The sequence below is a fragment of the Pseudorhodoferax sp. genome (assembly GCF_047601025.1).
Classification (GTDB): Bacteria; Pseudomonadota; Gammaproteobacteria; order Burkholderiales; family Burkholderiaceae_C; genus Pseudorhodoferax.
Genome location: NZ_JASGJZ010000001.1, coordinates 1,921,715 through 1,936,513, shown reverse-complemented (window position 1 = coordinate 1,936,513; position 14,799 = coordinate 1,921,715). Strand labels below are relative to the sequence as shown.

The 14,799-nt window shown below is 75.0% G+C and carries 12 protein-coding genes; 4 read left to right on the top strand and 8 right to left on the bottom strand.

The genetic code is table 11. The features are described 5' to 3' along the window. Nucleotides 1-2 precede the first annotated feature (2 nt). Entirely contained in the window at nt 3-503 is a 501-nt protein-coding gene (locus QM782_RS09095; RefSeq protein ID WP_415205617.1) for a hypothetical protein, read from the bottom strand. Between the two features lie 149 nt (nt 504-652). Here QM782_RS09095 and QM782_RS09090 point away from each other — a divergent pair, with 149 nt between their 5' ends. Continuing rightward, nucleotides 653-787, top strand: coding sequence for a hypothetical protein (locus tag QM782_RS09090; RefSeq protein ID WP_415202593.1), 135 nt, complete (start codon nt 653-655; stop codon nt 785-787). A gap of 346 nt (nt 788-1,133) precedes the next feature. Here the strand turns inward: QM782_RS09090 and QM782_RS09085 are convergent, their stop codons facing one another. The 3 genes from QM782_RS09085 to QM782_RS09075 form a co-directional block, all read right to left on the bottom strand. Then, nucleotides 1,134-1,649: a nucleotidyl transferase AbiEii/AbiGii toxin family protein gene (locus tag QM782_RS09085; RefSeq protein ID WP_415202592.1), complete on the bottom strand. Its 516-nt coding sequence runs from the start codon at nt 1,647-1,649 to the stop codon at nt 1,134-1,136. Between the two features lie 76 nt (nt 1,650-1,725). Beyond that, on the bottom strand, nt 1,726-2,109 hold the full coding sequence (locus QM782_RS09080; protein ID WP_415202591.1) for a hypothetical protein: 384 nt from the start codon (nt 2,107-2,109) through the stop codon (nt 1,726-1,728). 94 nt (nt 2,110-2,203) lie between these two features. Beyond that, complete coding sequence (locus tag QM782_RS09075) at nt 2,204-3,442, bottom strand: murein transglycosylase A (RefSeq protein ID WP_415202590.1); 1,239 nt, start codon at nt 3,440-3,442, stop codon at nt 2,204-2,206. On the opposite strand from QM782_RS09075, the gene QM782_RS09070 reads away from it, so the two are divergent. The 3 genes from QM782_RS09070 (at nt 3,375) to QM782_RS09060 (ending at nt 7,261) form a co-directional block, all read left to right on the top strand. Beyond that, nucleotides 3,375-3,533, top strand: a complete 159-nt coding sequence (locus tag QM782_RS09070; protein ID WP_415202589.1) for a hypothetical protein — start codon at nt 3,375-3,377, stop codon at nt 3,531-3,533. The two genes, QM782_RS09075 and QM782_RS09070, sit on opposite strands and share 68 nt — an antisense overlap. 13 nt (nt 3,534-3,546) lie before the next feature. Further along, nucleotides 3,547-5,367, top strand: coding sequence for a Na/Pi cotransporter family protein (locus QM782_RS09065; RefSeq protein WP_415202588.1), 1,821 nt, complete (start codon nt 3,547-3,549; stop codon nt 5,365-5,367). Nucleotides 5,368-5,431: 64 nt separating this feature from the next. Then, nucleotides 5,432-7,261 carry an ABC transporter ATP-binding protein gene (locus QM782_RS09060; protein WP_415205616.1) on the top strand — a complete coding sequence of 610 codons (1,830 nt, stop codon included), beginning with the start codon at nt 5,432-5,434 and terminating at the stop codon, nt 7,259-7,261. Between the two features lie 31 nt (nt 7,262-7,292). On the opposite strand, the gene QM782_RS09055 is transcribed toward QM782_RS09060, so the two are convergent. Genes QM782_RS09055 through QM782_RS09040 form a run of 4 tightly spaced genes read right to left on the bottom strand, consistent with a single transcriptional unit; the run spans nt 7,293 to nt 14,788 of the window. Then, on the bottom strand, nt 7,293-7,919 hold the full coding sequence (locus QM782_RS09055; protein WP_415202587.1) for a response regulator transcription factor: 627 nt from the start codon (nt 7,917-7,919) through the stop codon (nt 7,293-7,295). Then, on the bottom strand, nt 7,906-9,975 hold the full coding sequence (locus QM782_RS09050) for a two-component system sensor histidine kinase NtrB (protein ID WP_415202586.1): 2,070 nt from the start codon (nt 9,973-9,975) through the stop codon (nt 7,906-7,908). The genes QM782_RS09055 and QM782_RS09050 overlap by 14 nt, the downstream gene beginning before the upstream one ends. Then, complete coding sequence (locus tag QM782_RS09045) at nt 9,972-10,787, bottom strand: carbon-nitrogen hydrolase family protein (RefSeq protein ID WP_415202585.1); 816 nt, start codon at nt 10,785-10,787, stop codon at nt 9,972-9,974. Before QM782_RS09045 ends, QM782_RS09050 begins: the two co-directional genes overlap by 4 nt. Then, nucleotides 10,784-14,788 (bottom strand): YhdP family protein, encoded by a 4,005-nt coding sequence (locus QM782_RS09040; protein ID WP_415202584.1) that lies wholly within the window; start codon nt 14,786-14,788, stop codon nt 10,784-10,786. The genes QM782_RS09045 and QM782_RS09040 overlap by 4 nt, the downstream gene beginning before the upstream one ends. Nucleotides 14,789-14,799 lie beyond the last annotated feature (11 nt).

Below are 14,799 nucleotides of genomic sequence, written 5' to 3'. Positions count from 1 at the left end.
CCTCAAGGTTGCGGGGAAGGAAGGGAAGGCTGACAGGGGGAATGCGAAGGCCGGCGCGGCCGTGCCGCATCCGCGGCGGGCCTGGACCAGGTGGGCGGCGGAGCGGAGCGGGATGACCAGCGGCACGCCGCGGCGCCCGGCCAGGGCGCGCGCCGCCTCGTCCAGCGGGCCGCCGCCGAGGACGGCAGCCTGCGTGCCGTCGATCGCCACGCATTCGGCGATCGCGGCGGCCAGCGCGTCCCGCAGCGCCGGCGCGCCGCGCACCAGGGCCCGGACATCACCCGGCCTCGCCTTCGGGCCGGTGTCCGGCAGTGCGGCGCCCGGCGCGCGGGCATGCGCGTGCGGCACGGCGGCCAGCGCCGGCATGGTGATCGCGACGCCGCAGCGGGGGCCGTGCCCTGCGCGGCCGCCAGCATCGCGGCCTCGCACCGCCCCGTCACGGGCACGGCGGCCTGCCGGCGCAGCTCCACCAGCCCGGGATCGCCGAAACAGGCCAGGGCCACGCCCGCGCAACCGGCACCGGCCCGCCGCCAGGCGTCGAGCACCTGCCGCACGGCGGGCCTGCAGCTGCACGGCGTCCACGGTCATCGGCACGCCGGCCCGCGCCGCCGCACCCGCGACCTGCACCTGCACCGGCAGTTCCGCCTGCACGATGCCGACCATCATCGCGGCGGTGGCCACCGAGGTGTCCGGGTTGATCGGCAGGATTCCGGGCAAGGACCGTTCCGGTACGTCGGTTTCGTCGGCATGGATGATGGGAATTGCTTTTTGCGTCTCGGCCACTTAGCAATCGGCAGGCCAGCGCGAACGGCAGCCGCCGTGCGGCCTGCGCCGGACGCCGGCCCAGGCCGCACGGCGGGTTGTTTTCAAAAGGGAAGTGGCGTCGCGCCCCGCTGGAACGGCACGGTGCCGCTGCGGCGCCCAGCCCGCGGGCGGGATGCGCGCGACCCGCAGCCGCACACCAGGCCGGTGCCGGCCCGGGCCCGTGCGCGCCGAAGCGGTGCCGCGACACCCGAAGGACCGCGCAAGGGCGCCGCGCTGGAGGAACGGCGCAGGCCCGGCATGCGCTTGGTCCGTCAGGCCGGCCCGGCGGCGCTCCTCACCACGGCCCGGCCCCCGCACCGCCCGGACGACTACAGCCTGTCCAGAAACTCCCCGACCCTCGCCACGCAATGGTCGAAACCCGGCGTGTAGTCCAGCATGGCGATCGCCTCGAACGCGGTGCGCAGGCCGGCATGCGGTTGCCGGATCTGGACCAGGCATGCCGTCCGGTGGCGCAGCAGGGACGGCGTCGCCGCCAGAAGCTGCCGGGGCTCACGCTCGATCACGAGGGCCAGGTCGAACAGTTCGCGCGCCGTGGCCCGGTCGCCACGGTGGTACATCTTCTTGGCGATGATTTCGGCGGACGCCTCCACCTGCACCGACCTGCCACCGATGTTCCAGGTCTCCCAGGCATCTTCCAGCAGATGGGGAGCGGCCACGAAGTCGGTCTCGCCCTCCTCGAACTGCAGCTTGACGAAGGCGCCGGGCTGTTCGACGTCGTCCTGCGTCATGTCCGCCGCCTTATCGCTCAACCGAGGCGTGACGAAGCCGAGGTATTGCGGATCGGGCGCGAAGATGTCGATGTCTTGCTCTGCCGATGCCGGCAACGGAGCATCGGCACGGTCCCGCCGCCAAAGGTCCAGAACGGATCCGCCATGCCGCCGTACCGGCTGATCTCGTCGATCAGCGCCAGCGCCCGCGGAAACAGCTGCTCCCAAAGACCGCCGGGGCAGCGCCCCGGACGTCATGCCCACAGCGCCCGCCGATGCACGGACAAGGATTCAGCCAGCCTTGCCACGTTGCGCCAGACTTGCCGCGGCGGCAGATGCGCGCGCGGCTGCCTCTTTCCTCGGCCATCACGACGATGGGCACGGGCGCTTCATCGAGCAAATGGGTCCGGTGCGGGACGAAGGGCGGCGGCACGTCGCCGCTCGCCAGAACCCGCTCCAGCGCATCGGGGGCCAGTTCACGTGCATGGCTGACGCTGGCCGTCTTGGCCGCCATCCACAGGCCGCGCTTCTTGCGGCGCGCCAGCGTATCCGGCCTGGGGCTGTCCAGCCCCAGCACCGCCATCACCTGCCCCACGCGGTTGACGCCCAGGTCGCCCAGCGCGCCGCTCGCACCTTCCGACCTCGCCGCACACGGACACGCATGGCCACGCTCACCGCGGCCACAGCGCCCACATCCGGAGCGGCTGCTTGAGCCTGCCGGCGATCTCTCCCGCCTGCGGCCCCCAGCCGGCGAAGTAGTCGGCCCGCACGGCGCCGACGATGGCGCTGCCGGTGTCCTGCGCCAGCACCAGCCGTGCCAGGTTGGCGACCGGCCCGCTGGAGGCCAGCCAGACCGGCGTGCCGTACGGGATGCTCTGCGGGTCCACGGCGATCGAGCGGCCCGGCGTCAGCGCCACGCCCTGCGCGCCGCGCGGGCCGAAGGCGGCGTCGAACTCGGGCAGCGGCTCCTCGCGGAAGAAGGTCATGCGCGGGTTGGACCACAGCATGTCGCGCACGCGGTCCGGGTTCTGCAGGGTCCAGGCCTTGATGCCGGGCCAGGTGGCGTCGCGGATCGCGCCCTGGTCCAGCAGCCAGCGACCCACGCTCTTGTACGGCTGCTCGTTGGTGCCGGCATAGGCCACGCGGACCAGGCGCTGGCTGCCGTCGGGCTCGGTCAGGCGCAGCCGGCCCGAGCCCTGGATCTGCAGCACCAGCGCATCGACCGGGTCGGCCAGCCAGGCGATCTCGCGGCCGGCCAGCTCGGCCTGGGCCTGCGGCAGCGTCTCCATCTCCTGGCGCGTGTACCAGGGCCGGCGCTGCGCCAGCGAGGGCGGCGGCTGGTACAGCGGCACCGGGAAGGCCGCGCTGGGCTGGCGCGCGGCGTCGAACATCGGTTCGTAGTAGCTGGTCAGCAGGCCCTCGGTGGCGGGCTGGCCGGGCAGCGGCGCGATGCGGTAGGGCTGCAGCCGCGCCATCATCCAGGTGCGCCGCTCCTCGGGCGTGGCGATGGAGAGCTGGCGCACCTCGGCGCACAGCGCGGCCCAGATGCGGCCGGGGCGCTCGCAGCTGCGCATCCAGGCGTTCCAGGCCTCGTGCAGCGCGTCCTCGCCGACGCCGGGCAGCTCGGCCCAACGCACCGGGATCCACTGGCTGCGCCCGCGCAGGACCACCGGCGGCAACGGCGCGGTGTCGCCGGGCCAGTCGGCCACCGGCGGCAGTGCCGGCAGGCCGGCGGGAGGAGGCATGGAGGGGCCGGGGGCATCAGGCCGTGGGGGCTTGCTGGAGCAGGCGAACAGCATTCCTACAATCGCCGCGCATCCCACCCACCAGGAGAGTCGCTTCATGGTCCTGATTCTGCTCGAAGCCCTCGCCGCGCTGCTGCTGCTCGCGGGCATCGTGTGGTGGACCATGTTCTCCGGCCGCGACAAGGGCGAGCTGCCCGGCGCCGAACGCCCCGGCGAGCGCCCGGCCGCGCCGCGCGACGCCGACGGCGGCCCCTGATCCCCCCGCGCGCATGCGCCAGCGCCCCGCCCCGCATGCGCGGACCCTGCTGGCCGTGCTGGCGGCTGCGGCGCTGGCCTGGTCGTTCTGGCGCGACGGCGGATGGCTGCGCCTGTGCGCGGGGCTGGCGCTGTTCCTGTTCGGCATGCAGTGCCTGGAGCAGGGCGTGCGCGACCTCGCCGGCAGCCAGCTCGAGCGGCGGCTGGCGCGCAGCACCGGCACGCCGCTGCGCGGCCTGGCGTTCGGCATCGGCGCCACGGTGCTGCTGCAGTCCAGCACGCTGGTCTCGCTGCTGACCATCGCCTTCATCAGCTCGGGCCTGATCGGGCTGGCCGGCGGCCTGGCCGTCATCTTCGGCGCCAACCTGGGCGCGACCAGCGGCATCTGGCTGCTGGCGCTGGCCGGCCACGGCTTCAGCCTGGCGCCGCTGGCGCTGCCGCTGCTGGTGTTCGGCGTGCTGGCCGGCTTCACCGGGCCGCGCGGCAAGGCGGGCGGGCGCGTGGCGCTGGGCGTGGCCTTCCTGTTCCTGGGCATCGACGACATCAAGGCCGGCTTCGAGGCCTTCGGCGGCGGCATCGACATGGCGACGGCCGGCCGCGGCGCCGGCACGCCGGCCTTCGTGGCCGTCGGGCTGGCGGCCACCGTGGTGCTGCAGTCCAGCCACGCCACGCTGATGCTGACGCTGACGGCGCTGGCGGCCGGGCAGCTGACGCCCGACCAGGCGCTGGCGGTCGCGATCGGCGCCAACGTGGGCAGCAGCGTCACCACCGGCGTGGTCGGCGCGCTGGGCGGCAACCGCAGCGGCCAGCGGCTGGCGCTGGCGCACGTGCTGTTCAACACCGTGACCGCCGCGCTGGCGCTGGCGCTGCTGGCGCCGCTGGCCTGGCTGGTGCGCACGGTGGCCGGCGCGGCCGGCTTCGGCGGCAACGCGCTGCTGCAGCTGGCGCTGTTCCACACGCTGTTCAACGCCGCCGGCGTGGCGCTGTTCTGGCCCTGGCAGCGGCAGCTGGCGGCGTGGCTGCTGCGCTGGCTGCCGGACCGGCCCGAGGCGCCCGCGCCGGCGCGCGCAGGCGACCTGCCGCGCGTGCACGCCTGCCACCTCAGCGAGCAGGCGCTGCAGTCGGCCGACGCCGCGGCCGCCGCGGTCGCGCTGGAGCTGCGCCACCTCGGCCGGCGCAGCCTGGACGTGATCTGCCAGGCGCTGTACCTGCCGCCCGCGCTGCTGGCCGAGCCGGCGCCCGACCCGGCGCAGCTGGCGGCCCGCCCCGCGGACGACGCGCCCGACGCCGAGCAGCTCTACCAGCGCGAGATCAAGGGCGTCTACGGCGACCTGCTGCGCTTCATGGGCCGGCTGGACCTGTCGCTGGACGAGGAGCACCAGCGCTTCTGGACGCAGAGCCAGATGGCGGCGCTGGGCCTGGTCGACGCCGTCAAGGACGCCAAGCACCTGCAGAAGAACCTGGGCGCACGCCTGCGCGCGCCCGACTCGCCGCTGCGCGAGGCCTACCTGGCGCTGCGGCGCCATCTGTTCGGCCTGCTGCACGAGCTGCGGGCGCTGGGGCCCCGCCTGGCCGACGACGCCGGCCGGCAGGCGCGGCTGCAGGCGCTGGAGCAGCAGGCCGCGGCCTTCGACGCCGCGATGCGCCAGAGCCTGTTCGCGATGGTGCGCCGCGGCGAGCTGGACGGCCTGCAGACCGGCTCGCTGATGAACGACCTGGGCTACGCCGGCCGCATCCAGCGCAGCCTGCACGCCGTGCTGGCGCTGGCCGAGGAGCCGGCCTCGCTGCGCCTGCTGCGCCGGCTGGCGCAGGCCGGCCCGCCCGCCGGCGCATGACCCTGCGCCGGCGCCGGCCACGCGGCGCCGCTACAGTCTCGCCTCCCCGGAGACTCCCGCCTTGCTGTTCCGCCACTTCGAGAAACTGCTCGCCCCGTACCCGGGCGCCGAACCCTCCCCTCCCCCGCGCGGCTTCTTCGCCTTCCTGTGGGCCATGACCGACGGCCTGCGCGGCAAGGTCGCGCTGATGGCGCTGCTGACGGCCGTGTGGGCCGGCTTCGAGGCGCTGCTGTTCGCGCTGCTGGGGCGCGTGGTGGACTGGCTCTCCGACATCGCGCCGCAGCAGCTGTGGGCCGAGCGCGGCACCGCGCTCGGCTGGCTGGCCGCGGCGCTGGCGGCCAGCGTGCTGGTGGTCGGCCTGCAGACCATCGTCAAGCACCAGGTGCTGGCGATCAACCTGCCGATGCGGCTGCGCTGGAACTTCCACCGCCTGATGCTGGGCCAGAGCATGGCCTTCTACCAGGACGAGTTCGCCGGCCGCATCACCACCAAGGTGATGCAGACCGCGCTGGCGGTGCGCGACATGCTGTTCGTGCTGGCCGACGTGCTGGTGACCATGGTGGTCTACGTCGCCACCATCGCGGTGCTGGCCGGCGCGTTCGCCGGCGGCCTGGTCTGGCCCTTCGTCGCCTGGCTGGTGCTGTACCTGGCGACCACGGCCTGGTTCGTGCCGCGCCTGGGCCGCGTGGGCCGGGCGCAGGCCGACGCGCGCTCGGCCATGGTCGGCCGCGTGACCGACGCCTACACCAACATCGTCACGGTCAAGCTGTTCTCGCACACCCGGCGCGAGGCGCAGTTCGCGCGCGCGGCGATGCAGGACTTCATCGTCACCGGCTACCGCCAGATGCGGCTGGTGAGCGCCTTCGAGATCGTCAACCACGCGCTGTCGATGGGCCTGGTCGGCAGCATGGCCGGCGTGTCGCTGTGGATGTGGTCGCGCGGCGAGGTCGGCGCCGGCGCCGTGGCCGCCTCGGTGGCGATGGCGCTGCGGCTGCAGGGCATGTCGCACTGGATCATGTGGGAGATGACCAGCCTGTTCGAGGCCGTGGGCACGGTGCAGGACGGCATCAACACCCTCAGCCGGCCGCGCACCGTGGTCGACGCGCCGCACGCCACGGCGCTGCAGGTCACGCGCGGCGAGGTGCGCTTCGAGGACGTGAGCTTCCGCTACGGCCCGGACAAGCCGCCCGTCATCGAGCACCTGGACCTGACGGTCGCGCCCGGCGAGCGCATCGGCCTGGTCGGCCGCTCCGGCGCGGGCAAGAGCACGCTGGTGAACCTGCTGCTGCGCTTCCACGACGTGGCGGCCGGCCGCGTGCTGATCGACGGGCAGGACATCGCCCACGTGACGCAGGACTCGCTGCGCGCGCAGATCGGCATGGTCACGCAGGACACCAGCCTGCTGCACCGCTCGCTGGCCGACAACATCGCCTACGGCCACCCCGAGGCCAGCGAGGCGCAGATCCGCGCCGCCGCCGAGCGCGCCGAGGCCACCGGCTTCATCGACCAGCTGACCGACCCGAAGGGCCGCCGCGGCCTGGAAGCGCACGTGGGCGAGCGCGGCGTAAAGCTCTCCGGCGGCCAGCGCCAGCGCGTGGCGATCGCGCGCGTGATGCTCAAGGACGCGCCGATCCTGTTGCTGGACGAGGCCACCAGCGCGCTCGACTCGGAGGTGGAGGCGGCCATCCAGCAGAGCCTGAACCGGCTGATGGAAGGCAAGACCGTGATCGCGATCGCGCACCGCCTGTCCACGATCGCGGCCATGGACCGGCTGATCGTGCTGGACGGCGGGCGCATCGTGGAGGAAGGCAGCCACCGCGAACTACTGGCCCGCGACGGGCTGTACGCGCGCCTGTGGGCGCACCAGAGCGGCGGCTTCCTCGGCGAGGAATGAGAAGCGGCGAAGGCGGCGGCCAGGTGCGGCGCTACGCCCCGCGCAGCAGGTTCGCCAGCTCCACCGCCGACTTGACCTCCATCTTGTCGAACACGCGCGCGCGGTGCACCTCGACCGTGCGCACGCTGATGTCGAGCTGGTCGGCGATCAGCTTGTTCGGCAGGCCTTCGACCACCAGGCGCATGACCTCGCGCTCGCGCTCGGTCAGCTCGGCCAGGCGCTCGCGCAGCCAGTGCGTGCTGCGCCGGCGCGCCAGCATCGCGGCCGATTGCACCAGGGCCTGCTCCACGCGGTCCACCAGCGCGTTGTCCGAGAACGGCTTCTCGCAGAAGTCGAAGGCGCCGCGCTTGACGGCGTCGACCGCGGTCGGCACGTCGGCATGGCCGGTCAGGAAGATCACCGGCAGCACGGCGTGCAGGTCCAGCGCGATCAGCTTGTCGAACAGCGCCAGCCCGCTCATGCCGGGCATGCGCACGTCCAGCAGCAGGCAGCCGGGCTGCGCCGGCGCGAAGCCGGCCGTCAGCCGCGCCTCGAAGGCCTCGGCGCTGTCGTAGCTCTCGCTGGCCAGGCGGCGCGAGCGCAGCAGCCAGGACAGCGCGTCGCGCACGCCGGCGTCGTCGTCGATGATGGTGACCAGGGCGTCCTCATGGGGCTGCATGCGTTTCCTCCGGCGGCGCCGCGATTGTCATAGCCGGCGCGGCGGGCTCGGCCGGCAGCGTGAAGCGGAACACCGTGCCGCGCGGCCGGCGCGGCTCGTGCACCAGCGCGCCGCCGTGCTGCTCGACCACGGTGCGGCACAGCGACAGGCCCAGGCCCATGCCCTCGGCCTTGGTCGTGAAGAACGGCGTGAACAGCCGCTCGGCGACCTGCGGCGCGATGCCGCTGCCGCGGTCGGCCACGCTGAACTCCAGCCAGCCGTGCGGCCGCGTGGCGCCCTCGCGCGCGCCGGCCGGCGCCACGCGCAGCAGCAGCTCGCGCTCGGCGACGGACGTGCCGTCCATGGCCTGCATGCCGTTGCGCGCCAGGTTCAGCAATACCTGCTCGACCATGGTCCGGTCGCAGCGCACGCGCGGCAGGCCGGGGGCGACCTCGGTGCGCAAGCGCACCGCCAGCTTGCGCGCCTGCAGGCTGACCAGCGGCCAGATGGCCTCCAGCAGGTCCTGCGGCGCCACGGCCTCGTGCGCTTCCTCGCGCCGGCGCACGAAGTCGTGCACGCTCTTGATGACGCGGCCGGCGCGCTCGGCCTGCTCGGCGATGCGGCGCATGGCCATGCGCATGTCGTCGGTGCTGGCCGGGCCGTGCTCCAGCATGTTCAGCGCGCCGGTGGCGTAGCTGGAGATCGCGGCCAGCGGCTGGTTCAGCTCGTGGCTCAGCAGCGAGGCCATCTCGCCCACGGTGGCCAGCCGCGCCGTGGCCTGCAGCCGCTCCTGGCTGGCGCGCGAGAGCTCCTCCACGCGGCGCTGCTCGCGGATGTCCAGGAAGGCGCTCATCCAGCCGGTCTGCACGCCCTGGGCGTTGATCAGCGGCGCCTCGATGATCAGCACCGGAAAGCGCGTGCCGTCCTTGTGCTGGAACACGGACTCGAAGCCCTCGCGCGGCGGCAGGCGGCCGGTCATCCGGATCGCCTGGCGCTGCTCGTACTCGCCCACCAGCTCGGGCGGCCAGTACGGCGCCGGCACCGAGGTGCCCCACAGCTCCTCGGGCGAGTAGCCGACCATGTCGCAGAACGCCGGGTTGACGTAGGTGATGCGCCCGTCCAGGTCGCGCGCGCGCAGGCCGGTCAACAGCGAATCCTCCATCGCCTTGCGGAAGGCCAGCGCGTCGGCCAGGTCGCGCTCGGCGCGCTGGCGCCGGCGCATGTCCTTGGCCAGCAGCGCCAGCACCGAGACCAGCGCGATCGACATGCCGGTGACCAGCCCGGTCATCACGTCGGGCAGCAGGTCGGGCGCGGCGCGCCAGCTGGACAGGCGCAGCAGCAGCGCGTTGCCGGGCAGATCCAGCAGCTGCTGCGCGGTGAACACGCGCGCGCCGCGGCGCGTGGCGCCGTGCAGCGCCAGCCGCGTGCCGTCGGTCTCGACGAAGGAGGCCTCCTGGTGGTGCGGCAGCTGCCGGCCGATGAGCTCGGCCAGCACGTCCTGCAGCGCGTAGGTGGCCAGCAGGTAGCCGGCCACGCGGCCGCCGGCGTGCAGCGGCAGGCACAAGTCCATGGCCTCCAGGCCGCGGCCGTCGGGCTGCGGCAGGTAGAAGCTGGTGGAGTAGGCCGGGCCGTCGAGCCGGCGCGCGGTGGCGCAGTTCAGGGCGACGTCGGTCTGCATCTCCTGCCGCGCCGACGCACCGAACACCTGCGGCCGGTAGGGCGTGTCGCGCGCGGCCAGCAGCTGCAGGTCCGGCGTGCGCCATTCGATGCGCATCAGCTCGCGGCGCTCGTGCAGCAGCTCGCCGGCGCGGCGCTGCCACGCCTCGGCGTCGGGCCGCTCGGCGTGCAGCGCCCGCAGGCTCTGCACGTTGCGCGCCAGCGCGGCGCGGATGTCGGCCGCGGCGTCGGCGGTGTCGCGCTCGACCTTGCTCTGCACCTGGCTGACCTCGTAGCGCCCGGCCAGCCAGACCAGCGTGACCAGCAGGCCCACGACCAGCGCGATCAGCAGCGACCACAGCGACCAGCGCCGCCGCAGGAATTGCAGCCAGTGCTGCACGGAGCGGGCCAGCTGCCTCACAGCCGCCGATGCTCCAGCGCCGGCAGCTGGGCGCGCAGCCGGGCCAGGCGCTGCGCGTCCAGCGCGCCGGCCACGCAGCCGGCGCCTTCGGCCTGCTGCGCCAGCACCTCGCCCCAGGGGTCGACCAGCATGCTGTGGCCCCAGGTGCGCCGGCCGTTCTCGTGCAGGCCGCCCTGGGCCGGTGCCAGCACGTAGGCCAGGTTCTCGATCGCGCGGGCGCGCAGCAGCATCTCCCAGTGGGCCTGGCCGGTGGTGTGGGTGAACGCGCTGGGCACCAGCAGCAGGTCGGCGCCCTGCGCGGCGTAGCCGCGGTACAGCTCGGGAAAGCGCAGGTCATAGCACACCGACAGGCCCACGCGCCAGGTCCGGCCGTCGCGCGCGGCCAGCGTGAACAGCGCCGGGGCGTCGCCGCGCTCGAGCACGCGCGCCTCGTCGAAGTGCTGCGCGCCGTCGTCGAAGCGGAACAGGTGGATCTTGTCGTAGCGCGCCACGCAGCGGCCCCGGGGGTCGAACACCAGGCAGCTGTTGCGCGCCCGGTCGGCGCCGCGGCCGGCCAGGGGCAGCGTGCCGCCGGCGATCCACAGGCCGAGCTCGCGCGCGCTGCGCGCCAGGAAGTCCTGGATCGGGCCGGCGCCGAAGGGCTCGGCGATCGCCAGCTTGTCGGTGTCGCGCGCACCGAGCAGGCAGAAGTATTCCGGCAGCACGGCCAGTTCGGCGCCCGCGGCGGCGGCCTGCTCCAGCAGCCGGCGGGCCTCGGCAAGGTTGGCGTCCAGCACGGTGCCGGAGACCATCTGCAGCGCAGCGACCTTCATCGCATGGTTTCCTTCTCCTGTTCGGTGGGTTCCTGCCGGGCGAGCGGCCCGCTGCGCGCCACGCGCTCGATGCGCGGGTCGCTCCAGGTGCCGTCGATGTGGAACTGCTGCGTCGCCGCCTCCATCAGCGGCCGGCGCAGCACCCATTGCGCGAGGAAGCTGCCCAGGCCGATGGCCGGGTTGATCACGGTGGCCACCAGCGAGGCCGTGCCGGCGTTGATCTCGGGCACCACGACCACGCGCAGGTCCTGCGTCTCGCGGGCGATGTCGGCGCGGCCGTCCATCAGCACGGCGGCGTTGACGCCCTTCATCTGCAGGTTGTTGGAGCTGACCACGCCCTCGGCGATGCGGGCGTCGCCGCGCACGAAGTCGAAGGCGAAGCCGGCGCTGAAGATGTCGCGGAAGTCCAGCGTCAGCCGGCGCGGCAGCGCCTGCAGGCTCAGCACGCCGAGCAGCCGCGCGGGGCCGGCGTCGGCCTTCAGGAACTGGCCGTTCTGCATGTCCAGGTGCAGCTGGCCGCTCATGCTGGGGTAGTCCAGCGCCAGCGGCGAGCCGGTCCAGGCGACCTGCCCCTGCAGCCGGCCGGCGCCGCGGCGGAACACGCCGGGCATGCCGAGCCGGCCCAGCAGCGCGCCGGCATCGTCGACGTCGAGCCCGAAGTCCATGGCCGTGCGGCGCGGCTGGCCGCCCGTGCGTGCGCGCCACTGGCCCGAGGCTTCGAGCCGGGCCTCGGGCATGTGCAGCGCGAGCCGGTGCAGCTGCCATTCGGCGCCGTGGTTCTCGGCCTGCATCTCCAGCCGGCCGAGCTTCCTGCCGCGCAGCTCGAAGTCCTCGACCACCACGTCCAGCGCCGGCACGCTGGCGGGCTGCTCGTCCAGCAGCGTGGTCACCTCGTCCTCCTCGCCCTGGGCGATCACCAGCCGGGCCAGCCGCGCATGCACGGCGCCGGGCGCATCGCCGTCGCCCTCGCGGTATTCGAGCCGGCCGCTCAGCTCGCGCGCGCGCACGTCGGCGCGCCAGGTGCCGCCGTCGCGCGCGCCCTCCAGCGTCACCTCGTGCAGGTGCCGGCTGCCCCAGCGCAGGCTGTCCGCGCGCAGCGCCAGGCGCTGCGGCAGGTAGCCGGCCTCGGCTTCGGACGAGGCCGCGGCCGCCGGCGCGCCGAAGGCGGCGTGCCAGGCGTCCAGCGGCGCATCGCCCAGCCGCACGCTGGCGCTGACGCCGGCCGCGGGCAGGGCCGGCGCCTCGCCCGGCGGCAGGCCGACGCCGATGGCGCCGCGCAGCACGCGCGGCTCCGCGCCGGACAGGTCGCGCACGTAGCGCGCGGCCACGGTGTCGGCCAGCCGCACGCTCAGCTCGTCGGTGCCGCCGGCCTGCGGCGCCAGCGCCACGTGCAGCGGCCAGGCGGCGTCGGCCGGCTTGGCCAGCGGCGCCGGCAGGTCCAGCGCCAGGCCCTGCAGCGTGCTGTCCAGCCCGAAGCGCAGCGCGCCCTCGGCCGTGCGCGCCAGCGTGGCGGTGTAGGCGGCGCCGCCGCTGGCGCGCTGCGCCAGCCGGGCCAGCGCGCCGGGCACGCCGTCCGCGCGCAGGCCCTCGGCCGTGGCGCTGCCCTGCACGCGCAGGTCCAGCGCGCCGTTCTGCAGGCCGCCGTCCACGCGCACCTCGCCGCCCAGCACCGTGGCCTGCACGCCGGCCAGCGCGAAGCCCTGGTCGCTGAACGCGACGCTGCCGCGCGTGCGCGCCAGCAGCGGCGTGTCCGGCCGCAGCCGGATGTCGTTGCCGGCCAGCTGCACGCTGCCCTGCGCGCGGCTGGCCGCGAGCCGCGCCAGCGGCAGCGCCAGCTGCAGCCGCAGCTCGGCCGTGCCGCTGCCCTGGGCCTGGTCCAGCGCGCCGCCGGTCAGCTGCGCCACCGGCGAGGCGGCGACGCTGGCCAGCATGGCCGCCAGCGGCCCGCGGCCCTCGGCGCGCACGGCCACCTCGGGCTGGCCGAAGTCGCGGATCTCGGCCTCCACCTGCGGCACCGCGAAGCCGGCCGCGGCGCTGCCCAGCTGGCCGCGCGCGTTGCGCACCTGCATGCCGTTGCGGTCGAACACCAGCCGCCCGGCCAGGCCGCTCAGCACCGGCCAGGGCGGCTCGCCCGGGTCCTGCAGCCGCGGCGGCACGTAGGCGTACAGCACGTCCTGCACGTCGGCCTCGATGTGGAACTCGCCCTGGCGCGGATCGGCGAACGGGAAGCGGTCGAGGTCGCCCTTGACCCGGAACTGCACGCGGCTGGCCTGGCCGCGCTGCACGGCGTCGCGCACGTAGTGGCGCGCCTCGGCGTCCACTTCCAGCGGCAGGTAGCGGTGCACGCGGGCGCCGTCGGCGCGCTCCAGCGTGCCGGCCAGCTCCAGCACGCCGGCACCCGGCGGCTGCGCGCCGCCCGCTTCGGCGCGGCTCCAGCGCGCCTGCAGCCGGCCGGCGGCGTCGGCGTTGGCGAAGCGCAGCTCGGGCACCTGCAGCGCGAGCCGGCCGCCACCGTGCTGCCAGCGCAGCTGGCCCTCCAGCCGGTCCAGCGGCACGCGCGGCTCCTCGAACACGCCGGGAAACTCCAGCGCGCCGTCGTCCAGCGCGACCTGGGCCTGGCCGCCGCCCTCGGTCAGCGTGAACTCGGCCGACAGGCCGGCCACGCCGGGGCGGCCGATCGGGTGCGGCTGGTCCGGGCGGCGCGGCGGCAGCGGGCCCGCGGCCAGCGCGAGGTCCTGCACCCGGCCCTGCGCCTGGTAGCTGGCGGGAGCCTCGATGCGGCCGGTCCAGCGCGCCTGCAGCTGCTCGATGCGCCCGCGCGGCGCCAGCGCCGCCAGCTCGGCCTGCCAGGCCGGATCGAGCGGCAGCCGCGCCGCCACCGCGGCCAGCACGGCCAGGTCGACGCGGCCGGCGCGCAGCTCGCCCTGGCCGGGCATGCGGCTCTCGCCGCGCAGGTAGCTCAGGAACAGGTCGCCCTCGGGCCACTGGGCGCCGTCGGCGGTGGCGAAGCGCAGCTGCTCGGTGTCGAACTCCATGCCGCTGGCCAGCTGGCGCACACGCAGGCGGCCCTGCAGGCTGGCCAGGGCCAGCGGCTCCAGCCCGGCACCCAGGCGCGCGGCGGCATCGGCCAGCGCCAGGTCGAGCTGGCCGCCCAGCACCTCGCCATGCACCACGTCGGCCCAGGCGCGCAGCTGGCCGCGGCCGGCCTGCAGCTCCACCTCGCGCAGCAGCACCGGGTCCACGTGGGCGCGCAGCGGCGCCAGGTCGACCTGCGGGAAGTCGGCGTAGACCGTGCCGGTCCAGTCGCGCCAGTCGCCGCGGTGCCGGTGCAGCAGCGACTGGCGCATGTCGGCGCGCAGGCTGAAGCGCGCGCCCCAGTCGGCGGGCGGCGTGGCGTCGAGCCGCAGGCGGTGGCTGCGCGCGCCGTTGCGGATCACCAGCTCGGCATCGGCCAGCTCGACCGGCGCCAGGCCGCGCTGCTCGTCGGTCCAGCGCACCGTGGCGCCGCGCACCACCAGCTCGCGCTGCGAGAAGATCCAGTCGGCGGCGCGGCCGTCCTCCTCGCCCGGGCCGCCGGACAGGTCGATGCCGGCCGCCAGCAGCCGGCCGTCGGCCGTGCGGCGCAGGTCCAGCACCGGGCCGTCGAGCACCAGCTGCTCCAGGCCGCGCCGGGCCAGCGCGCGCGGCGACAGCTGCGCCGACACCCGGGCCAGCCGCAGCCCTTCGTGGCCGGCGGCGTCCCGCAGCACCACGTCGCGCAGCTCGAAGCCGGGCAGCAGCCAGCCCGGGCCGGCCGAGATCGCGCCGATGCGCACCTCGGCGCCGAGCAGGCGGCTGGCGGCGGCTTCCACCTGCGGACGGAACTCGCCGATTCGCGGCACAATCCAGCCGTGCAGCACCCCCCAGGCGATGCCTGCGAGCAGCCACAGCGCCAGCACCAGGCCCAGTGCCCAGGGCGCCAGGACTGCCGCCAGCCTGAGCAGCCATGAAGGACGTGGCATCGGGTCTGTCA